Annotated in this window: 19 protein-coding genes; 9 read left to right on the top strand and 10 right to left on the bottom strand. The window is 71.8% G+C overall.

Going from position 1 to position 21293, the window contains the following annotated elements; translation table 11 throughout:
- Positions 1 to 96: 96 nt before the first annotated feature.
- The 4 genes from FYW95_RS12745 (at position 97) to FYW95_RS12730 (ending at position 2586) form a co-directional block, all read left to right on the top strand.
- Entirely contained in the window at positions 97 to 675 is a 579-nt protein-coding gene (locus tag FYW95_RS12745; RefSeq protein WP_159942738.1) for a DoxX family protein, read from the top strand.
- A gap of 78 nt (positions 676 to 753) precedes the next feature.
- Positions 754 to 1410, top strand: a complete 657-nt coding sequence (locus FYW95_RS12740; protein ID WP_160050367.1) for a hypothetical protein — start codon at positions 754 to 756, stop codon at positions 1408 to 1410.
- A 112-nt stretch (positions 1411 to 1522) separates the two neighbouring features.
- Entirely contained in the window at positions 1523 to 2257 is a 735-nt protein-coding gene (locus FYW95_RS12735; protein ID WP_160050366.1) for an SDR family oxidoreductase, read from the top strand.
- Between the two features lie 137 nt (positions 2258 to 2394).
- Positions 2395 to 2586, top strand: a complete 192-nt coding sequence (locus tag FYW95_RS12730; RefSeq protein WP_159942741.1) for a hypothetical protein — start codon at positions 2395 to 2397, stop codon at positions 2584 to 2586.
- A gap of 88 nt (positions 2587 to 2674) precedes the next feature.
- Here the strand turns inward: FYW95_RS12730 and FYW95_RS12725 are convergent, their stop codons facing one another.
- Positions 2675 to 4126, bottom strand: a complete 1452-nt coding sequence (locus tag FYW95_RS12725) for an SPFH domain-containing protein (RefSeq protein ID WP_159942742.1) — start codon at positions 4124 to 4126, stop codon at positions 2675 to 2677.
- Positions 4127 to 5809: an SPFH domain-containing protein gene (locus FYW95_RS12720; protein ID WP_236567800.1), complete on the bottom strand. Its 1683-nt coding sequence runs from the start codon at positions 5807 to 5809 to the stop codon at positions 4127 to 4129.
- A 291-nt stretch (positions 5810 to 6100) separates the two neighbouring features.
- Between FYW95_RS12720 and FYW95_RS12715 the strand changes: the two genes are divergently transcribed.
- The gene (locus tag FYW95_RS12715) at positions 6101 to 6406 is read left to right on the top strand and encodes a hypothetical protein (protein ID WP_159942743.1); all 306 of its coding nucleotides are present in this window, start codon (positions 6101 to 6103) and stop codon (positions 6404 to 6406) included.
- Positions 6407 to 6409: 3 nt separating this feature from the next.
- Here the strand turns inward: FYW95_RS12715 and FYW95_RS12710 are convergent, their stop codons facing one another.
- From FYW95_RS12710 to nrdR, 3 genes are all read right to left on the bottom strand, one after another.
- Positions 6410 to 6838, bottom strand: coding sequence for a CBS domain-containing protein (locus FYW95_RS12710; RefSeq protein ID WP_159942744.1), 429 nt, complete (start codon positions 6836 to 6838; stop codon positions 6410 to 6412).
- A 132-nt stretch (positions 6839 to 6970) separates the two neighbouring features.
- Complete coding sequence (locus FYW95_RS12705) at positions 6971 to 9799, bottom strand: vitamin B12-dependent ribonucleotide reductase (protein ID WP_159942745.1); 2829 nt, start codon at positions 9797 to 9799, stop codon at positions 6971 to 6973.
- Between the two features lie 140 nt (positions 9800 to 9939).
- A complete protein-coding gene (gene nrdR / locus FYW95_RS12700) occupies positions 9940 to 10431 on the bottom strand; it encodes a transcriptional regulator NrdR (protein WP_159942746.1) in 492 nt (163 codons plus the stop codon).
- Between the two features lie 629 nt (positions 10432 to 11060).
- On the opposite strand from nrdR, the gene lexA reads away from it, so the two are divergent.
- Positions 11061 to 11780: a transcriptional repressor LexA gene (lexA, locus tag FYW95_RS12695; RefSeq protein WP_159942747.1), complete on the top strand. Its 720-nt coding sequence runs from the start codon at positions 11061 to 11063 to the stop codon at positions 11778 to 11780.
- A 105-nt stretch (positions 11781 to 11885) separates the two neighbouring features.
- Positions 11886 to 12980 carry an alpha/beta hydrolase family protein gene (locus FYW95_RS12690; RefSeq protein WP_160050365.1) on the top strand — a complete coding sequence of 365 codons (1095 nt, stop codon included), beginning with the start codon at positions 11886 to 11888 and terminating at the stop codon, positions 12978 to 12980.
- 10 nt (positions 12981 to 12990) lie between these two features.
- On the opposite strand, the gene FYW95_RS12685 is transcribed toward FYW95_RS12690, so the two are convergent.
- The 3 genes from FYW95_RS12685 to leuS all read right to left on the bottom strand — a co-directional run bounded on the left by FYW95_RS12685 (position 12991) and on the right by leuS (position 17010).
- Positions 12991 to 13842 carry a hypothetical protein gene (locus FYW95_RS12685; RefSeq protein ID WP_236572183.1) on the bottom strand — a complete coding sequence of 284 codons (852 nt, stop codon included), beginning with the start codon at positions 13840 to 13842 and terminating at the stop codon, positions 12991 to 12993.
- A complete protein-coding gene (locus FYW95_RS12680) occupies positions 13839 to 14429 on the bottom strand; it encodes a hypothetical protein (protein WP_159942749.1) in 591 nt (196 codons plus the stop codon). The genes FYW95_RS12685 and FYW95_RS12680 overlap by 4 nt, the downstream gene beginning before the upstream one ends.
- Before the next feature lie 85 nt (positions 14430 to 14514).
- Positions 14515 to 17010 carry a leucine--tRNA ligase gene (leuS, locus tag FYW95_RS12675; RefSeq protein ID WP_159942750.1) on the bottom strand — a complete coding sequence of 832 codons (2496 nt, stop codon included), beginning with the start codon at positions 17008 to 17010 and terminating at the stop codon, positions 14515 to 14517.
- Between the two features lie 330 nt (positions 17011 to 17340).
- Here leuS and FYW95_RS12670 point away from each other — a divergent pair, with 330 nt between their 5' ends.
- The gene (locus FYW95_RS12670) at positions 17341 to 18900 is read left to right on the top strand and encodes a long-chain-fatty-acid--CoA ligase (RefSeq protein WP_159942751.1); all 1560 of its coding nucleotides are present in this window, start codon (positions 17341 to 17343) and stop codon (positions 18898 to 18900) included.
- A gap of 66 nt (positions 18901 to 18966) precedes the next feature.
- Here FYW95_RS12670 and FYW95_RS12665 read toward each other — a convergent pair whose 3' ends face one another.
- On the bottom strand, positions 18967 to 19866 hold the full coding sequence (locus tag FYW95_RS12665; RefSeq protein ID WP_159942752.1) for a carbohydrate ABC transporter permease: 900 nt from the start codon (positions 19864 to 19866) through the stop codon (positions 18967 to 18969).
- A 168-nt stretch (positions 19867 to 20034) separates the two neighbouring features.
- Here FYW95_RS12665 and FYW95_RS12660 point away from each other — a divergent pair, with 168 nt between their 5' ends.
- Entirely contained in the window at positions 20035 to 20331 is a 297-nt protein-coding gene (locus FYW95_RS12660; protein WP_159942753.1) for a hypothetical protein, read from the top strand.
- 11 nt (positions 20332 to 20342) lie between these two features.
- Here the strand turns inward: FYW95_RS12660 and FYW95_RS12655 are convergent, their stop codons facing one another.
- Entirely contained in the window at positions 20343 to 21242 is a 900-nt protein-coding gene (locus FYW95_RS12655; protein ID WP_159942810.1) for a carbohydrate ABC transporter permease, read from the bottom strand.
- Between the last annotated feature and the right edge of the window lie 51 nt (positions 21243 to 21293).

The raw sequence follows: 21293 nt of genomic DNA, 5'->3' as shown, positions 1-21293 counted from the left end.
ACACGACCCGCCGAACGCCACCGTGGGCAACGCTTCCTTACTTTGGGTAGTTTTCGCTTGTCAGAACCATTTCCGGGTCGTCCGGGAGGAACGGACATGCAGCGCGCCAAGCCCCGCCCCGGGCCAGTTCTCCGGATCTCCCGCGGACGCCTCTACGACATCGTCGCCACCTGCGTCCGGGGCGGCACCGGCTGGGCCTTCGCCGAGTACGGACTCACCCTGCGCGGCCGGGAGGCGTCGGTGGGTGAGCACCTCCTCGCGTCGGGGCTGGGGGCTCTGGCCCCGTTCGCGTTCGCGGTCCCGGCCCTGCTCGTGTCGCTCTCACTCGCCTTCGCGGTGGGCCTGCTCACATGGCTGACCGGGCCCCTGCTGGGCGCCGCGGCCGTGCTCGGCGCCCTCGCCGCCGGATCCCCCGCGCAGGCGCCCTTCTCCTCCTGGACGACGACGCTGCTAGTCACGGCGGTGTGTCTGCTGATGGCGGTGAGCGGTGGCCGGTGGTCCTGGGACCACCTCGTGCTGTCCCCGGGGGCCGCGGTGCGCCACCGCCGACCACGCCGGACACGCCCGGGCCGGAACCGGAGGAACACGGCCGATTCCCCGCGGCGCCCCGAACACGCCCCGCCGCTGCTCTATCCTGTGGGGCAGGCCGCGCTACGACGGCCGTATCGTCTGTGACGCGGTCCTGTCAGCGCTGGGGAGCCTCCCTGACCCGGGCCGCCGTCCACACCACACGGATCCGGTGGGGGGAACACCATGTCCGCCGCAGCTCCTGGCCCGGAACCTGACGCGTCCGTGGCCAAACTGATCGAGATCGCGGAGAAGCCGTCCTTCGGCCAGCGGCTCATCAGCTGGGCCTCGCGCCCGCCCGGGCGGCTCTACATCCCCGCCTGCGGCGTGGTCGGGCTGATCCTGCTCTTCGAGGACAGCGTGCCCGCCGGTCACCTGCCCACCTTCGTCCTGGGCCTGGGGGGCGGTCTGCTGCTGGCCGGGATGGGCGCCCTGCGCCTGGGGATCGCGCTGGCCGTGGCCCGGCCCATGATCCGCCGCTACTGGCTGCGCTGGATCTCCGCACCGCTGATCGCCGCCGCGGCGCTCGGGCTGGCCGTGGCCGACGTCCCGCTCCAGGGCCGGGTCCAGGCCTCCGCCGACGACCTGCTCTCCCTGCGCCAGGAGGCCGACCCCCTCACCACCGTCCCGCTCAACGGCGAGCGTGCGGGGCTGTACTCGGTGCGCAGCATCTCGGTGTCGGGCGAGGTCACCCACTACGCGATCCAGGGCTCGGGGCTGTTCGCCCCCGGGGGCCTGGCCCACAGCACCGAGGAGATCCCCGAGGGCGTGTTCGTCCCCGGCCAGGGTTCACGGATCTACGAGCACGTGTCCGGCGACTGGTACGTCTGGGTGGACCACTAAGCGCCGCCCCACCGGAGCGGGCACCGGCCGCCCCCACGCGGCCGGTGCCCGCTCCGTCGCCGCCCCGGGCGGCCCGCCCGGGGACCGCCTCTCGCCCGTAGGGAGCACCGACATGCCGCGTCCGACCACCGTCGTCACCGGCGGGAGCCGCGGGATCGGCGCCGCCACCTGCCTGCGCCTGGCCGCCGACGGACACGACCTGGCGCTCTCCTACGTCCACGACGGCCGGGCCGCCGAACGCACCGCGCGGGCCGTGCGGGAGGCCGGAGCGCGCTGTGTCACGGTACGGGCGGACGTGTCCGACGCGGGGGAGGTCGACCTGCTCTTCGACACCGTGCGGGCGGAACTGGGACCGGTCACCGGCCTGGTCAACAACGCCGGGGTCACCGGCCCCCTCGGCAGGCTGGCCGACACCCCCGCCGAGGTGCTGCGCCGGGTGGTCGACGTCAACCTGCTCGGCTGCCTGCTGTGCTGCCGCCGCGCCGCGCGCGACATGACCGCCGGAGGGGCCGTCGTCAACATCTCCTCGGGCGCGGCCACACTCGGCAGCCCCGGCGAGTACGTGCACTACGCCGCGGCCAAGGCCGCCGTCGACACGCTGACCCTTGACCTGGCCAAGGAACTGGGCCCGCAGGGGGTCCGGGTCAACGCGGTCGCGCCCGGACTGGTGGACACCGGCATCCACGCCGCCATGGGCGACCCCGGCCGTCCGGCGCGGATGGCCCCCGCGATCCCGCTCGGCCGCCCCGGCGAGGCCACCGAGATCGCCGCCGCGGTCGCCTGGCTGCTCTCCGCCGAGGCCTCCTACACCACCGGTGCCGTCCTGCGCGTGGCCGGAGGCCGTTGACCCCCTCCTTGCCGGAACCCGTCCCGCTTCCAACGCTCCTCTCACACTCGTCCGGTACGGATGGACGCACCCCCCCGGGGAGCGGCCGGCCGGCTCCTCCCCGCCGACAGCGCCGCCCACCCTGAGGAGAGGCTTCCATGCGCGAGTTCGTGCTCACCCTTCACCTTCGGCTCCACGACTCGATCACCGCGCTGCGCAGGGCACACGCGATCGGGGACGACGACCTGGCCAGCGCCCAGGCGGGAGAGGTCGAGGACCTGGTGGAGATCGCGGCCCGGCACGGGATCGACATCGAGGCCGGATACGCCCGCCTCTCCCCCGCCCGCTGAGCCCCTCCCCCGCACCCCGCCGCACGACAGGAACCCCGCGACCGGGTGGTCGCGGGGCCCCTGTCACGCTCCGGTCCGGGACGGACGGCTACCGGCGGCGCCCGCCGTAGCCCTCACCGCGCTCGAACTGCTGGCGCATCGCCTCCTCCTGCTGGTTCCGGTACTCCTCGGCCATCTGCTGCTGGCGCTCGGCCGCCGCGGCGACGGCGCCCTGGGCGGAGTCCAGGGCCTCCTTCGCGCTCTCCGCCCGAGCGCCCCGCGACGTCCGCGCGCCGTCCATCACCTGCGGCAGCAGCTGGGCGGTCAGCAGCGTGGACAGCGCCGAACCGTCACCGGAGCCGCCCTCGGTCTGCACCACCACCGGACGCGGGGCGCGCTCGGCCAGCACAGCGCCCACGTCCAGGCGGCGGCGGGCCAGCTCGTACTCCAGCACCGCGCGGTTGTCCCGGTAGGCGGTGGCCAGGCGCTGCTGCGCCTTGGCCTCGTTCTCGGCGGCCACCAGGTCGGCGCGGCCGCGCGTCTCGATCTCGTAGCGCACCCGCTGCGCCTCGGTCTCCTGCTCCTGGAGCATCTGCGCCACGTCCTTGCGCGCCTTGTTCAGTGAGGCGTTGACCTCGACGATCTTGGCGTCGCGCGTCTTCTTGGACCGCTCGATGTCCATGAGCAGGGTGTCGATGCGGCGCTTGCGCGTCAGCTCCCACTCCTGCTCGTAGGCCACCAGCTCCTTGGCGACCCGCTCCCGGGTGGCCAGGTGCTGCTGGTACTGGTTGGGCAGCTGCACGTCGGGGATGTTGCAGCCGGTGATGCGCACGCCGTACTTCTCCAGCTGGCTGTTGAGCAGGCGGCGCATGTCCTCGACGTTGGATCCGCGCAGGTCGTAGGCGGACTCGGTGTTGACCTGCCGGCTGCGCTGGCGGATGGCGTCCTGCACCGCGCTGGAGAGCACCAGGTCGAAGTTGCTCGCGCCGATGACGGTCACGAACCGGATGGGGTCGGTGATCTGGAACTTGAGGAAGAACTCGATCGACTTCAGCGGCACGTTCTCCCGCGTGGGGCAGGCCAGCACCGGGGCCGTGTAGGGGATCTCGGTGCGGGTGTCCACCACGAAGTCCACCCGCGACCACGGGTGCCACAGGTAGTGGCGGCCCGGGCCGATCGGCCGCACGATCGCGCCGTACTTGGTGAGGATGCCGTGGGTGCCCTCCTCGATCTCGATGATCGAGCCGCGCCACCACCACAGCCCGGCGACGACGATGCTGAGCAGGCCGACCAGCAGGGTCGGGATGGCCAGCACGGTGTAGGCGATCTGTGTCCCCGTTCCGCCCAGCAGGCCGTTGAGGGCCATCATCAGCGCCGAGAGCAGGGCGAACAGTCCGAACCAGACCAGGACCATCCACCGCAGGCCGCGGTTGTCGCGCGGGATGACGACCGGCACGATCGCGCCCTGGTCGCCGCCGCGCAGGAGACTGGCCAGGTCGCCCCAGGAGGCGAGGGACTCCTTGATGCTGGAGCCGCTGCGGACGTTGACGGACTGGCTCATCTACTGGCCTCCTTCGTTCTGGCCGGTACCCCGCTGACCGCCCGGCCCCGGGGACGGCGGGGCGGGGGTGTCGGAGAGGCGCTCGTCGATGGCCTCGTCCGAGACGGACTGGCGGATCTCCTCCACCCGGTCCTCGCCCGGCACCTCGTCGGCCGCCGGACGGGCGCCGGGGGCCTGGGTGTCCTCCAGCAGCACGCGGATCTCCTGTTCCCGCTCGGAGATACGGCCCTGGATCGCGCCCAGACGGGTCCGGATGGCGTCCATGTCCTCCTGCGAGAACAGGGCGGTGTCGGCCTGGCCGATGATCTCCTGGGCGATGCGCAGGTAGTCGACGCTGGCGGAGTCGCCCGAACCGATGCGCAGCACCTGGGGCAGGCTGTCGGCGACGGCCTCCAGCTTGTCCAGGAGGTTCTGGCGGAAGCGGTAGTTGAGGATCTCGGGGGCCTCGGCGGCGCTGACCGCGCGGATGTCCAGGGCCTGGGCCTGCAGGAGCGCGGCGTTGGCGTTGGCCTCGGACTCGGCCTCGACGAAGCGCTGGCGGGCCAGGGCGCGGGCCCGGTTGGTCTCGCGCTCCAGGGCGGTGTCCATCTGCGCCTGGTACTGGGCGATGTCGGCCTGGATCGCGGACAGGGTCTCGTTGAGGGTGGCCAGCTCCTTGTTCAGGTCGCCCTCGTTCTGCTCTTTGCGCAGCTGCAGCTCGTACTCGAAGGTGTAGGCGTCCTTGGCCACGCGCACCATCTCCGGCGCGGCCAGGTCCATCCGGTACTCCTGGCTGGAGGGCTCGGCGTGGGTGATGTTGGCGCTGGTCAGCTCCACGATCCCGCTGAACTGCCGGTTGAGCTGCTCCAGCAGGCTCTGGGTGTTGTCACCGACCATGTCGTAGATCGCCGAGGCCTCCTGCTCGTAGATGAGGCTGCGGGTCGTCTCGCTGATCGCGTTGTTGAGCTTCTCCTGGAAGCCGTTCACACCGCCCAGCGTGTAGACGAAGTCGGTGGCGTTGACGATCCGGAACTGCACGAACAGGTCGATGGAGGCCTGCACGCCGCTCTTGGTGGGGGCCGAGCGGATCGGCGCGTTGAACGGGTACTCACGGGTGGTGTTGACGATGTAGGAGACGCGCTTCCAGGGGTTGAAGAGCGTGACCCGGCCCGGCCGGTAGATGTTCTCCATCTTGCCGAAGCGGGTGACGATGGCCTCGCAGCCCTCCGGCACCATCACCATCCCCTGGCGCCACCACATGAACGCGGCCACCGCCAGGGTGATGATCCAGTAGTGGATCCCGAAGAAGGGGTTGATCAGGGGGTTGCCGCCCGCGAGCGCCTGCGCGCTCAGGACCGGGACACCGCCCAGGACGCCGATGACCACCAGCGCGATGGCCGGGAGCATCGTCACGAAGGTGCGGCCCCGGGGGATCACCATGGGGCAGATGACGTGGACCGGCCCCTGGGAGCCGCGCTCGTAGTAACTGCGGTTGATCGCCTCCCCCGCGTTGTTGAGGGAGGTGCTCTTCTGCTCGATCCGGGTTCCGACCGAGGCGCCCTGTTCACGGGCGGCGATGAAGTCCCGGGGGTCGAGACCGCCTCCCTCGGTGGCCTGCTGGAGTGCGTCGGACACCGCCTGGCGCGGATCGCCCCCCTGGGCGACGGCACTGGCCGCGCCGCGCACGGTCTGCGCGAACGACATGGGTGGAAGCTCCTTGTCGGGAGATCGGGGAACTATCGGCTTCGACGCGACGTATCGCGGTCCGGTTCCAGCTGGGCACCGGTGACGTGCCCGGACGAACCCAGGGCGTGCATGGAGGACACTCCTCCTACTGCACGACGGACAGCATCCACCACGCACGCCCCAGCGGACAACACCAACCCTGGCACGGGCAACAGCCGAAACCCAGGGGAGGTGTCCCGGGCGTGACGGGGCGGCGGGATAACGTCGGTGGCGCGCGTACCGCACGGCCGTGACGACAGGGAGAAGACCATGACCGCAGTACCCAGCGCCGTCCTCACCACCGCCGGACTCCTCGGCGGCTACACGGTGGCCCGCACGACCGGGAACCGGCCGGCGGGCGGGGCCGTGCTGGCCGCCTTCGGCGCCGCGGCCTTCGAGACCTGGCGGCGCCGCGCGGGGGTGGGCACGGCGGTCGCGCTGACCGGTGTGTACGCGGGCGCGTTCGGACTCGCCCACCCGCTGGCGAGGAGGGTGGGCGCCTGGCCCGCCGTGCTGGGGGTCGCCGCGGCGACCGCCGCGGCCGCGACCCTGGCCGGGGACCGCGACCGCGGCTGACCGTCAGGGGCCGTGGATGTAGGCCTCCAACTGGGCGCGGTCCTGTTCGAGGACCCGCAGGCGGCTCTTGACCACGTCGCCGATGCTGACGATGCCCGCGAGCCCGCCCTCGGAGAGCACGGGGACGTGGCGGAAGCGGTGCCGGGTCATCACCTCGCCCACCTCCTCCACCGTGTCGCCGGGGGCGCAGGTGCGGACGTCGGCGGTCATGATGTCGGAGACGGGGGCGGTGAGCAGGCCGGGACCGTGCCGGTCCAGACCGCGCACGACGTCGCGTTCGGAGACGATGCCGACGAGGGCGCCGTCCTCGGTGACGGCGACGGCACCGACGTTGTGCCGGGAGAGTTCGGTGAGCAGGAGGGCGACGGTCGTGTCCGGTCGGACGGTGACCACCTCCGAGCCCTTGGTCCGGAGGATCGCGGCGATGAGCATGGGGGACCACCTCTGACTGGTGTGGCGCGCCGGTGACGAGGGGTTACCCGCTCGCCCCCGCGCCAACCACAGGTGTGGACCACCGGGGCCGCCCCGCGGGACCCGGCGACCGGGCCCCGCGGGGCGCCCGCCTCAGCTGCAGCCGCTGGTGGAGCCGCAGCCCTCGCAGGCGTAGCAGCTGCCCGACGGACGCATCTTGGTCCCGCAGGTCACGCACAGCGGCGCGTCCGCGACGAAGCCCTTGCCCTCCATGAGCTCGGCGGTGGAGTGCGCCGGGGTGGGCCGCTCCGCCGCCTCGGGAGCCCTGGCCGGGGCCTCGTCGGCCTCCGCGTCCCGCATGGCCGCCGACTGGGCGTAGGACTCCACCTGCGCCGCGACCTGGGCCGGGTCCTCACCCGCCAGCTGCGCCTCGCGCTCGGCCGCGGAGAGCACCCCCAGCGCCGCGCGCTCCTCGTAGGGCAGGTGGTCCAGGGCCAGGCGGCGGAAGATGTAGTCCACCACCGACTGGGCCATGCGGATGTCCGGGTCGTCGGTCATGCCCGCCGGATCGAAGCGCATGTTCGTGAACTTCTCGACGTAGGTCTCCAGCGGCACCCCGTACTGCAGGGCGATGGAGATCGCGATGGAGAAGGCGTCCATCACCCCGGCCAGGGTCGACCCCTGCTTGCCGAGCTTCATGAACACCTCGCCCAGACCGTCGTCGGGGTAGGAGCCCGCGGTGATGTAGCCCTCGGCCCCGCCCACGGAGAAGGACGTGGTCTCGCTCGGGCGCTTCTTGGGCAGGCGGCGCCGGACCGGCCGGGCCACCTCGACCACCCGCTCCTCGGGCTCGGCCTCCTTCTCCCGCGTCCCCCCGCTGGACAGCGGCTGGCCCACCTTGCAGTTGTCGCGGTAGACGGCGAGCGCCTTCAGGCCCATCTTCCAGCCCTGGAAGTAGATGTGCTCGAAGTCCTCGACCGTGGCCTCCTCCGGCACGTTCACCGTCTTGGAGATCGCGCCGGACAGGAAGGGCTGCACCGAGGCCATCATGCGCACGTGGCCCATGGGCTGGATGTAGCGCCGGCCCATCGCGCAGTCGAACACCTCGTAGTGCTCGGGCCGCAGCCCGGGGGCGTCCACCACGTGCCCGTTCTCGGACACGTGCTCCACGATCGCCTCGATCTGCTCGTCCTGGTAGCCCAGGTTGGCGAGCGCGCGCGGGATGGCCTGGTTGACGATCTGCATCGAGCCGCCGCCGACCAGCTTCTTGAACTTGACCAGCGAGAAGTCCGGCTCGATGCCGGTGGTGTCGCAGTCCATCATGAAGCCGATGGTCCCGGTGGGCGCGAGAAGGCTGGCCTGGGCGTTGCGCCAGCCGTTGCGCTCGCCGACCTTGAGGCATTCGGCCCACTCACGGGTGGCCGCGGCGTGGATGGGCTCCTCCAGCGAGCCCACGGTGCGCAGGTCGTCGTTGGCGGCGGCGTGCTTGCGCATGACCCGCTTGTGCGACTTCTCGTTGCGCCGGTAGCCGTCGTAGGGGCCCACCACCCCGGCGAGCTCGGCGCTGCGCCGGTAGGCGGCGCCGGTCATCAGCGAGGTGATGGCGGCGGCCACGGCGCGCCCGCCCTCGGAGTCGTAGGCGTGGCCGGTGGCCATCAGCAGGGCGCCCAGGTTGGCGTAGCCGATGCCCAGCTGGCGGTAGGCGCGGGTGGTCTCGCCGATCTTCTCGGTCGGGAAGTCGGCGAAGGTGATGGAGATGTCCATCGCCGTGATGACCAGCTCGGTGAGCCTGGTGAAGGCCACCACGTCGAAGGTGTCGTCCTCGCGCAGGAACTTCAGCAGGTTGATCGAGGCCAGGTTGCAGGACGAGTCGTCCAGGTGCAGGTACTCGCTGCACGGATTGCTCGCGCTGATGCGTCCGCTCTCGGGCGTGGTGTGCCAGTCCTGGATCGTGCCGTCGTACTGCACGCCCGGGTCGGCGCACTCCCAGGCGGCCCTGGCCATGCGGTGGAACAGGTCCTTGGCGTCGACGGTGGCCAGGACTTCGCCGGTGGTGCGGGAGGTCAGGCCGAAGTCGGAGCCGGTCTCCACGGCGCGCATGAACGCGTCCGAGACCCGCACCGAGTTGTTGGCGTTCTGGTACTGGACGCTGAACATGTCGTCGCCGCCCAGGTCCACGTCGAACCCGGCGTCGCGCAGGGCGCGGATCTTGTGCTCCTCGCGCGCCTTGGTCTCGACGAACTCCTGGATGTCGGGGTGGTCGACGTCGAGTACGACCATCTTGGCCGCCCGCCGGGTGGCGCCGCCGGACTTGATCGTCCCGGCCGAGGCGTCGGCGCCGCGCATGAAGGAGACGGGGCCGGAGGCGGTGCCGCCGGAGGAGAGGAGCTCCTTGCTGGAGCGGATGCGCGACAGGTTCACACCCGCGCCGGACCCGCCCTTGAAGATGATCCCCTCCTCCTTGTACCAGTCCAGGATCGACTCCATGGTGTCGTCCACGGACAGGATGAAACACGCTGAGACCTGCTGCGAGGACGCGGTGCCGACGTTGAACCACACCGGGGAGTTGAAGCTGAACAGCTGGTGGGCGAGGGCGTACTTGAGCTCGTGGTCGAAGACCTCGGCGTCCTCGTCGGTGGCGAAGTAGCCGTGCTCGCGGCCGGTCGCGGTGTAGACGCCGACGACGCGGTCGATGAGCTGCTTGAGGCTCCACTCGCGCTCGGGGGTGCCCAGAGCGCCGCGGAAGTACTTGCTGGCCACGATCTGGGTGGCGTTCATCGACCAGGAGGCGGGGAACTCCACTCCGCGCTGCTCGAAGTTGACCGTGCCGTCGCGCCAGTTTGTCATCACGACGTCGCGCCGCTCCCACTCCAGGGAGTCGTAGGGGTGCGTGCCGGGGGTGGTGAAGATGCGCTTCATCTTCAGCCCCTTGCGGCTCCCCTTGCCCTTGCGTCCCGTCGAACCGCTGGCGGTTTCCGTCATCGCGCGCTCTCCCCTACCTCGTGGGCACGGCCGGTCGGCCGTGCGCGGCGTCCTTGTCGTGGAGTGGCGCGGGCCGGGGCCTCCTGCCGCCGGCCCGCCCGGGCGGCGCCTCGCCCGCGGTCTCCTCCCGGCCGCGGGGGCTACCCGGTGGTGCTGGCCTGGTCGTTCGTCGCGGTGGCCTCGGCATCGCGGTCCCGCCGCAGGCTGGCGATCTCGGCCTCGAAGTCGGCGAGGCTCTCGAAACCGCGGTAGACGCTGGCGAAGTGCAGGTAGGCGACCTCGTCGAGTTCGCGCATGGGGCCCAGGATGGCCAGGCCGATCTCGTGGGCCGGGACCTCGGCCACGCCGCGGCTGCGGATCTCCTCCTCGACCTGCTGGCCGAGCTTGGCGAGCGCGTCCTCCGAGACGGGGCGGCCCTGGCAGGCCCGGCGCACCCCGGCGATGATCTTGGTCCTGCTGAAGGGCTCGGTGACCCCGGAGCGCTTGGCGACCATGAGCAGGACGGTCTCCTGGGTGGTGAACCTGCGCTCGCACACAGGGCAGGACCGGCGGCGCCGGATGGCCGCGCCGTCGTCGGTGGACCTGCTGTCGATCACCCTGGTGTCCGGATGACGGCAGAACGGACAGTGCACCCTGGTTCACCTGCTTCTCTCGCCGAACGACAACCCGCAAGCCCCACTAAACCACAACTTCTGGGCAACTTCCTTTGTTCCAGCACCAGATGTTGTGGTCGAACCTAGAGGTCCACAGAGCGCGGCGCAACCCCGCCGGCGGGCGTGTTCCGACACGGCGAACACCCGTGCGGCCGGGCGGCCGACGGCGGCGGGAGGTCGGAGGTTCGGCGCCCCTGGAGGTGCGGCACCGGCGTCCAGGATAGCGCCGACGGCGGCCCGGACCGCGGACCCCGCGCCTCCGCCCCGGGCGCGGCCGGGATTTCGGCGGGGCCCGCACGGGAGAAGGAGGCTTCCGCATCATGCCAATCCGCACTCCGCGGACACGTGTTCGCGCATTCCGGTGACAACTCCGCGTGATCGCGTGTACACACGTAAGTGCAGGTCGGGAATTGGCCGCGAAAAGGCACCGGACCATTTTCCCGACCTCGAACGCTTGTTTGATATCACCGTGTGCAACGACTAAAGTTGACGTTGATTTCACACCGGTTTCGCCATCACGTGGACCCCAGGTCGGCGCGGTCGCGCGCCGGTGGTGGCCAGTCACACAAGCAGGCCCTGACCGAACCGAATGCCGAGGAGGCCCGGCCGTGCCGGAGGAGAATCCCGGAACCGCAGACACCGCCACCGTTCTCACCCCGGTGGAGAACGAGGGCGGGTCCACGCCCGAAGCCCCCAAACTCACCGCGCGCCAGCAGAGCGTGCTGAACTGCATCCAGCGGTACGTCCGCGAGCGGGGCTTCCCCCCGTCCATAAGGGAAATCGGGGAAGCGGTCGGCCTGTCCAGCCCCTCGAGCGTGGCGCACCAGCTCAAGGTGCTCCAGCGCAAGGGCTACCTGCACCGCGACCAGAACCGGCCGCGGGCCGTGGAACTGCGCACCCCCGGCCGGGCCAAGGGCCAGACCCTGGCTCCCGAGGACGTGGACCCCTCGCGTGCCGCGGCCGTGCCCCTGGTGGGCCGGATCGCCGCCGGCGGTCCGATCCTGGCCGAGGAGTCGGTGGAGGACGTCCTGGCCCTGCCGCGCCAGCTGGTGGGTGAGGGGCGCCTGTTCATGCTCACCGTCGTCGGCGACTCCATGACCGACGCCGCGATCACCGACGGCGACCTGGTGGTGGTCCGCCAGCAGCCCGACGCCGAGAACGGCGACATCGTGGCCGCGCTCCTGGACGAGGAGGCGACGGTCAAGGTGCTGCGCCGGGAGAAGGACGGCCACGTGTGGCTGATGCCACGCAACGAGGCCTACGAGCCCATCAACGGCGACGCGGCCACCATCCTCGGCAAGGTCGTCGCGGTCATGCGCCGCGTGTGACCCCGGCACGTGCCCCGGTCCGCCACCCCTCGGACGGGCCGGGGCGCCCGCCCGCGCGCCCTCGGGTCCACGCCCCGTGTGAGCCCCGGGCGCTAGGCTGAGAGCGTGTTCACACCTGCCTCCTCCCCCTCCCCGACCGCCCCGTGGCGCACAGCGCTGGTCGGCGGGCTCGCCCTCCTACTGGCCACCACCGCCTGCGCGCCCGGCTCCGAGCAGGAGCGGGCCGCCGAGGCCCCGGGGACGGGCGGCACCGAACGGGCGCTGTCCTTCGAGGGCGGCGGGCACGAGGTGTCCGCCAGTTTCCGGGCTCCGGAGGAGGTCTCCGGAACCGTGCCGGGCGCCCTCATCGTCTCCGGCAGCGGTCCCACCGACCGTGACGGCAACAGCCCCTTCCGGCCCGAGGCCAACACCAACTGGAACCTGTCCCGGGTGCTCGCCGACGCCGGGGTGGCCTCCCTGCGCTACGACAAGTACGGCAGCGGCGAGGCCGCTCCCCCCGGCGGCGAGGAGGCGGAGGTGGACCCGCGCGTCTTCGACGAGCAGGTCGCCGCGGCCTACGAGGAGCTGGTCGCCCAGCCCGAGGTGGACCCCGACCGGGTGGTGGTCGTGGGGCACAGCGAGGGCGCCCTGTACGCCCTGCGCGCGCACGAGATCATCGGCGACGGGCACCCCTCCCCGGCGCTGGTGCTGGCCGCCCCGCCCGGCACCCGCTACCTGGACCTGATCGACCGCCAGCTCACCGAGCAGGTGCGCACGGCCGAGGCCCTGGGTCAGCTCCAGGAGGGGACCGCGGTCGAGCTCCTCTCCGACGCCCGTACGGCCCGGGCCGCGGTGCGGGCCGGACGCCCGCTCGCGGAGGCCGGGGTCGACTCCGAGTACCTCTACGGCGTCTACTCCCCGGTGACCGAGGACTTCCTGGCCTACATGGACTCCTTCGACCCCGTCGACCTGGCCGCGTCCCTGCCCCAGGGCACGCCCGTGCTCGTGCTGTGGGGCGAGGAGGACGCACAGGTCTCCGAGGCGGACGTGGACCGGCTGATGACCGGGCTGCGCGACGCCGAGCGGGTGGACCTCACCGACACGGACCACATCCTGCGCCGTTACGAGGACAGCCCCGGGGCCACGGTCCTGGACGCCGAGCGGCCCTTCGCCGAGGAGGTCGCCCCGGCGCTGGAGGAGTTCCTGGCCGGGGCCTGGTAGCGCGGCCGGGCTACTCCGGCGGCGCCTCCACCGACTCCGGCAGCGCCTCGACCACGGACACGGCGAACTCCTCGGAGCCCGCGGTGATCCGCTCCTCGTCTCCCGGCCGGGTGCCGTCGTATCCGGCGGCCACGGTGTAGCAGGCCTCCAGGTACAGGTTGGAGACCCGCGATCCGACGCAGGAGACCGTATACGGCTCGCCCTGGACCCAGGTCACGGCCTCCTCGCCCACCCCGTCCAGGGCGCGGGTGTCGTGCTGGGCGGTGGTGGAGCGCAGGTTCTCGGCGGCCGCCGTGACGCCGCCCGGGTTGGGTGCGGCCACCATGACGAGGGTGGCGGTGGCCGGCACGGCCCCGCCCGGGCCGCCCGGGGTCGCCCAGCGGCACTGCCAGCCCGAACCGGCGGGGTCCCGGGGACCGCCGATCGGCTCCTCGACCTCCAGTTCGTGGTCGGGTACCAGCGCGGTCAGAGTCCCGGTCTCGGCGACGGCGCACTCGGGGGCCGCCTCGTAGTCGCCCGTCTCGGGGTCGTCGCGGTTCATGACGTACCAGATCGCCCCCGCGGCGAGCACGACCAGCGCCAGGGCCGAGGCGACCACGGCCGCGGTGGCGCACCCCCGGCTCTGCGGCGGGACGGAGGGCACCACCTCGGGGGGCCGGGGGGCTGGCGGCCCCTGCGGGTACGGCCCCGGGTACCAGGGCGGTTGCTGCCGTTCCGGCGGGGGCGGTGCGAACCCCTCCCGGGGGCCCTCCTGAGGCCGCGGGGGCCGCGACCACCGGTCCCCGGCCCCGGGCTGGCCGGGGTGCGGCTGCCGCTCCTCCTCCGGTCTGCCGCCCGGTTCCTCGGAGCGCTGGTCGCTCACAGGGTGCCTCCGAACTGTTCGGCGAACTCGACGGTCACGTCCCGGGCGGTCTCGAAGCCGACCGGTTCGGCGCCGGAGGTCCCGGCGTAGGACACCCGCACGAGCAGGTTGTCGCTGGTGAAGGCCAGTTCCGCGGTACCGTCCGCCTGGCCGCGCCAGACCCGTCCCTCGCCCGAGGGCAGCTCCAGCACCTCGCCGCGCACGGGGACCAGGGCGGCGTAGGCCTCCTGGGTGCGCCGTGCTCCGCTGACCGGTTCCTCGCCGGTGCTGTCGGTGAAGCGGGCGGACAGGTCCACCCGCAGAACGCCCCGCGCCCCCTGGTCCGCGTCGGCCGAGGACCAGGAGCACACGGAGCTGTCGCCGCCCGACAGGGGCCCGTGGTCGGCGGTCTCGGGGACGGCTCCGGGCAGCAGGGAGGTGACGAGCTCGGCGGGGATCCGCTCGCAGCCGGGGGCAGCGGTGTGGACGTCGCCGGTCTCGGGCACGTCAGGGTCCTGCCCGGCCAGCCACAGTCCGCCGCCGATCGCGGCCGCGGACAGCAGCGCCGCGCCCGCGCCGATTCCGGCCACCCGTACCAGGGCACCCACCCGGCCACCGCCTCCCTGTCGGCCGCCGTGCCAACCGCGCGCGGACGGAGGCCGCTCGGGTGCGGCCGCCGTCCTTCGCGTCGGGTCAGCCGACGACGATGTTCACCAGCTTCGGCGCGCGCACGACCACCTTGCGGATCTGCTTGTCGCCGATGAAGCCCCGTGCCTTCTCCGACGCCAGGGCCAGCCGCTCCAGCTCGGCCGGGTCGATGTCGGGCGGGACGGAGAGCTTGTCGCGGACCTTGCTCTGCACCTGCACCACGCAGGTCACGGACTCCCGCACCAACAGGGCGGGGTCGGCCTCGGGCCAGTGGCCGACGGCGACGCTTCCGGTGCGGCCCAGCCTCTCCCAGCCCTCCTCGGCCACGTAGGGCGCGAACAGGGACAGGGCCACGGCGACGAACTCGGCGGCCTCGCGCACCGCCGGGTCGGCGGCGCCGGGGCCGGAGTCGATGGCCTTGCGCGCGGCCGAGACCAGTTCCATGACGCGGGCGATGGCCACGTTGAACCGCCGGGACTCGACCAGGTGGGTGATCTGGTCGATGGCGCGGTGGGTGGCCCGGCGCAGTTCGGTGTCGCCGGCGGCGGGGTCGGTGCCCGGCTCGCTGGCCGCGCCCGCCTCGGTCATCACCCGGTAGGCGCGGTTGAGGAACTTCTGCGCGGCCACGACGGAGACGTCGGCCCAGTCCACGTCCTCCTCGGGAGGGGAGGCGAACAGCATCGTCAGCCGGACCGCGTCCACGCCGTAGGCGTCGATCTCCTTGCCCAGGTCCACGCCGTTGCCCAGGGACTTGGACATCGCCCGGCCCTGGTTGATGACCTGGCCCTGGTTGGTCAGGCGGCGGAAGGGCTCGGTGAAGGAGACCATGCCCATGTCGTACAGGACCTTGGTGAAGAACCGGGCGTACATCAGGTGCAGGGTGGCGTGCTCCTTGCCCCCGATGTAGTGGTCGACCGGGCCCCACTTCTCGACCGCCTCGGTGTCGAAGGGGGCGGTGTCCAGGTGCGGGGAGCAGTAGCGCAGGAAGTACCAGGACGAGTCCACGAAGGTGTCCATGGTGTCGGTGTCGCGCTGGGCGGGGCCGCCGCAGGAGGGGCAGTCCACGTTGACCCAGTCCGTGGCGGCGGCCAGCGGGGAGACGCCCTTGGGGGCCAGCTCGGCGCCCTTGAGTTCGGGCAGGGTGACCGGCAGCTGGTCGTCGGGGACGGGCACCTCGCCGCAGGAGGGGCAGTGGATGATCGGGATGGGCGTGCCCCAGTAGCGCTGGCGGGACAGCAGCCAGTCGCGCAGGCGGTAGTTGACCGTGCCCCGCCCGGTGCCGCGCTCGGCCAGCACCTCGATGATGCGCTCGATGGCCTCGGTCTTGGACAGGCCGTCCAGCGGGCCGGAGTCGCGCAGGGTGCCCTCGCCCGCGGTGGCCACGCCGGTCTCGGCGGGGTCGGGCTCGCCGGTCTCCACCACGACCCGCACCGGCAGGTCGAAGGCCAGGGCGAAGTCGAGGTCGCGCTGGTCGTGCGCGGGCACGGCCATGATGGCGCCGTGGCCGTAGTCGGCCAAGACGTAGTCGGCCGCCCACACGGGCATGCGCTCGCCGTTGACCGGGTTGATGGCGTAGCGGCCCAGGAACACGCCGGTCTTGGGGCGCTCGGTGGCCTGGCGCTCGATGTCGGAGAGCTTGGCGACGTCGGAGCGGTAGGCCTCGAAGGCCTCGCGCTGCTCGGGCGCGCACAGTTCGTCGGCCAGGTCGGCGTCGGCGGCCACGACGAAGAAGGTGGCGCCGTAGAGGGTGTCGGGCCGGGTGGTGAAGACGGTGACGGGCTCGTCGCGGCCCTCGATGGCGAAGTGGACGTCGGCGCCGGTGGAGCGGCCGATCCAGTTGCGCTGCATGGCCAGGATCTCGTCCGGCCAGCGGCCGTTGTCCAGCTGGTCCATGTCGTCCAGCAGGCGCTGGGCGTAGTCGGTGATCTTGAAGTACCACTGGTTCAGGCTGCGCCGGACGACGTCGGATCCGCAGCGCTCACACCTGCCCTGGACGACCTGCTCGTTGGCCAGCACGGTCTGGTCCTGGGGGCACCAGTTGACCTGGCCGTCCTTGCGGTAGGCCAGTCCGCGCTCGAAGAAGCGCGTGAACAGCCACTGGTTCCACCGGTAGTACTCGGGGTCGCTGGTGTGCAGGCGGCGCGACCAGTCCACGCTGATGCCGTAGCGCCGGAACGAGGCCGCCTGGGTCTCGATGTTGGCGTAGGTCCACTCGGCGGGGTGGGAGTTGTTCTTGATCGCCGCGTTCTCGGCGGGCAGGCCGAAGGAGTCCCACCCGACGGGGTGCAGGACGTTGTCGCCGCGCTGGAGGCGGTAGCGGCTGATGACGTCGCCGATGGCGTAGGCCTCGGCGTGGCCCATGTGCAGGTCGCCGGAGGGGTAGGCGAACATGTCGACGATGTAGGAGCGCGGGCGGGTGTCCGCGGGGTCCTCGTTGGCCTGGAAGGGGAGCTCCGCGGCCCAGCGCGCCTGCCACTTGTCCTGGAGGGCGCGGGCGTCGTAGGTGTCGCCCGTCGTCTGGTCGCCGTCTACCGCTGTCATCGCCGCATGTTCCTTAGCCGGTTCGGGGTGTACACGACTCAGGTTAGCGGTTGGCGGCTCCGGTCGCGGACGCGTTTCCCGCCGCCCCGCGCGGTACCGGCGGCCGCGGACGGCGCGGTCCGCGCGGGTGCGCGCGACTGGGGTGACGCTGTGTGAGGGCGAGATCGCGCGGATTGGCGACCCTTGGCCCCTCCACACCGACCGGCCGGTTTGTTACTCTGCCGTCAAAGTGGCGCAGAACACGCGACCCGGATCACACCGGGTGCCGTTCCAGCCCTGTCCGCCTGGATTTACTGTCCGCCCTGGATTTCTCTGCCTGCGGGAGGCCCCATGCTCAACCTGTCCGTGCTTCTGGAGGACGGCGCCCGGTCGGTTCCGGAGAAGGAGTGCCTCGTCTTCGGCGACCTGCGCCTGAGCTACGCGATCACGAACATGCTCGCCAACCAGGTCGCCAACCTCCTCGTCGCGCGGGGGGTCAGGCCCGGGGACAGGATCGCGCTGGCCAGCCCGAACCTGCCCTACTTCCCGTTCGTGTACTTCGGCGCGCTCAAGGCGGGCGCGGTGGTCGTCCCGCTGAACGTGCTGCTGACCCCGCGCGAGATCGCCTACCACCTGGAGGACTCCGGGGCCAAGGCGCTGTTCGCCTTCACCGGCTCCCCGGAACTGCCCCTGGGCGAGCGGGCCTTCGAGGCCTTCGGCCAGGTGGAGGGCTGCGAGTTCTACGTGGACCTGCCCGCCGCCCCGGGCGCCACCGAGTCCGCCCTCGAGGGCGCCGAGACCTTCTGGAAGGCCCTGGAGGGCCAGCCCGGCGAGTTCGAGACGGTACAGGCCAACTCCGACGACACCGCGGTCATCATCTACACCAGCGGCACCACCGGTAAGCCCAAGGGCGCCGAGCTGAGCCACCAGAACCTGATGATGAACGCCGTCGTGTCCTCCAACATGGTCGAGTCCCACCCCGACGGCCGCGACGTGACCCTGGTGGTCCTGCCGCTGTTCCACATCTTCGGCCAGACGGTCATGCTCAACGCGGCCCTGTACCGGCACGCGACGATGGTGCTCATGCCGCGCTTCGACGGGGCCGAGGCGCTGCGGCTCATGGAGAAGGAGGGCGTCACCGCCTTCGCGGGCGTGCCGACCATGTACTGGGGCCTGCTGGGCGCCGTGCAGGCCGCCGAGCCGGGCACCTACGACCTGGAGAAGATCGCGGCCAACATGGTGGACGCGGTCTCCGGCGGCGCGGCCCTGCCCGGCCAGCTGGCCGAGGACTTCACCAAGACCTTCGGCGTGGGGATCAAGGAGGGCTACGGCCTGTCCGAGACCTCCCCGGTGGTGTCGTTCAACAACCCCAGGGTCAAGGCCAAGACCGGTTCGATCGGCCTGCCGGTGTGGGGCGTGGAGATGAAGCTCATCGACGCCGACTGGAACGACCAGAGCGAGGAGGGCGAGATCGCGGTGCGCGGGCACTGCGTGATGAAGGGGTACCACAACCGCCCCGAGGTCAACGCCGAGGTGATCCGCGACGGTTGGTTCCGCACCGGTGACATCGCCCGCCGCGACGAGGAGGGCTTCTACTTCATCGTCGACCGGTCCAAGGACATGATCATCCGCGGCGGCTACAACGTGTACCCGCGCGAGGTCGAGGAGGTCCTCATGACCCACGGGGCGGTCAGCCTGGCCGCGGTCGTGGGCGTGCCGCACGAGACCCACGGCGAGGAGATCAAGGCGTTCGTGATCCTCAAGGAGGGCGCCGAGCTCACCTCCGAGGAGCTCATCGACTGGTCCAAGGAGCGCCTGGCGGGCTACAAGTACCCGCGCGAGGTGGAGTTCCGCACCGAGCTGCCGATGACCTCCACCGGCAAGATCCTCAAGCGCGAGCTGCGCGGCTGACCCGCGCCGCCGAACGCCCGGCCGGGGTGCCCCCGGCCGGGCGTCGCGCGTGCGTCGGCGGGTCCCTCAGCCCTTGACGGCGCCCTGGACGAGCCCGGAGACGAGAAAGCGCTGCACGAGGACGAAGAAGACCATCACCGGGATGGTGATGAGCGTGGAGGCGGCCATCACGTGCCCCCAGTCGTTGGCGTACTGGCCGAAGAACTGGCGCAGGCCGACCGCGACCGTGTACTTCTCGCTCTGGGTCATGAAGGTCAGCGCGAGCACGAACTCGTTCCAGGCCACGATGAAGGAGAAGATGGCCGTGGCCACCAGGCCCGGGGCGACCAGCGGGAACAGTACCCGCCAGAACATCTGGCCCCACGAGGCACCGTCGATGTAGGCGGCCTCCTCCACCTCCACCGGCACCGCGGCCACGAATCCGCGCATCATCCACACCGCCAACGGCAGGGACAGCGCCACGTAGACGGCGCCCAGTCCGAGCAGGGTGTTGAGCAGGCGCAGGTCGCGCACCTGGAGGAAGAGCGGGATGACCAGCGCCTCCAGCGGCACCATCTGCACGATGAGGACCATCACCAGCACGGCGGTGCGCAACCGGAAGCGGAACCGGGCCACCGCCACGGCGGCCAGTAGCGACAGCACGCAGGCGCCCGCCACGGTGATGCAGGCGACCGTGAGCGAGTTGCGCATGTAGGTGCCGAAGTTGGCCTCGGTGAGCACGTAGACGAAGTTGTCCAGGGACACCCCGGTGGGCAGCAGCGTTCCGGTGCCCGCGGTGGCCCGGTCCGAGAACGCGCTGACGAGCATGAAGTAGACGGGGAAGAGGGTGAACAGCAGGAGGACCGCCACCCCGGTCGCCCTGGCCAGGGACCGTCCCGCGCGCAGGGCCTCCCCCCTGCGGCGGGCGGCCCGGACCCGTTCCCGCCACTCGGCGTCGGCTGCGGATGCGTCGGTGCGCGTGACCACGGATGCTCCTTCTCAACGGTGTCGGCGGGACCGAATCCGGTTCCGCCTCGCCCCGGGCGGACCGTTAGACTCCTCCACTGTCCGGGGCCGGACCCTCGTCGCGCCCCGGCCGTGGAGGAGGACGTATGACCGTGTCGACAGGGTCGCCGGGAGCGGTGGCGTAGCACCGTGCACGATTCCGGGCCCTCCCCCACCGAGGTCGTCATCAGCTGGATCCCCCACGACGCGCGCTTCCGGGACCGCGCCGTGCGGCACGCCCTGGCCGACGCCAGCGGGCAGCGGCTGTTCGCCTACGTCGACAACCTGGTCAACCGGGACAACGACGACGGCCGCGCCCTCGACGAGTACGACCTGCGCACCATGGCCGCGGTGCGCGAGGACCTGCGGCAGCAGGCGCTGGCCTCGGTGGACTGGCGCCGGGTGCGCGACAAGCTGGTCGCCGGGGTGCACGGGCGCGCCGGTTGAGCTTCCCGCGCTCACCGCAGACCGTCCTCGCGGAACAGCGCGCGCAGGTAGAACACGGTGATCACCAGCAGCAGGAGCGTGAGCAGGACCGCGATGGCCGCGCCCAGCCCGTAGTCGTTGTGGCCGAAGGAGCGCACGTAGGACCACACGCCCAGGTTGAGCATCCGCGACCCGCCCACGTCGCCGCCGGGCATGAGGTAGATCTGCGCGAACACCTTGAAGTCCCAGATGGTGGAGAGCACGGTGACCACGGCGAACACCGGTCGCAGCACGGGGAAGGTGACGTGCCAGAAGCGTTTCCAGGCGCCCGCGCCGTCGATGCGCGCGGCCTCGTGCAGTTCCCGGGGGACGGTGAGCAGCCCGGCCAGGACGGTCACGGCCACGAACGGGAAGCCGCCGTGCACCACGTTGAGGGTGACGATGGCGTAGAACGCCAGCCGGTCGGCGAACCAGTTGTACCCGGAGGGGTCGAGCAGGCCCAGGGAGGTCAGCGCCTGGGCGACCACGCCGTTGTCGACGTCGAAGATCCAGATCCACACGTAGGTGCCGCTGACCGCCGGCATGGCCCAGGCGACCATGACGCAGGAGACCACGAACACGCGGGCGGCCGGGCGCAGCGCGGCCAGCAGCAGCGCGGCGAGCGTACCCACGACGATGGTGGTGAGCACCGCGACCGCGGCGAAGAGCACCGTGTTGAGCAGGGCGACCCGCCACAGGTAGGGGTCGGTGAGCAGGGTGGCGTAGTTGGCCAGGCCCACGAAGTCGGACTCACCCGAGACCAGGTCGCGCAGGCGGTACTCGCGGAAGGACAGCCACACGATCCGGCCGAGCGGGAACAGGAGCAGCAGGCCGATGACCCCCAGCGCGGGGGTGAGCAGGACCCAGGGCAGGAGCGCCCTGCGTCCGCGCATGCCCAGGAGCGGTGCCCGCCGCCGTGCCCCGGGCCGCCGCGGGGACGGCCC

It is taken from the genome of Nocardiopsis sp. FR4 (genome assembly GCF_009830945.1).
Classification (GTDB): Bacteria; Actinomycetota; Actinomycetes; order Streptosporangiales; family Streptosporangiaceae; genus Nocardiopsis.
Note: the sequence above shows the minus strand (reverse complement) of the source record. Positions and strands in the feature narration are given on the sequence as shown.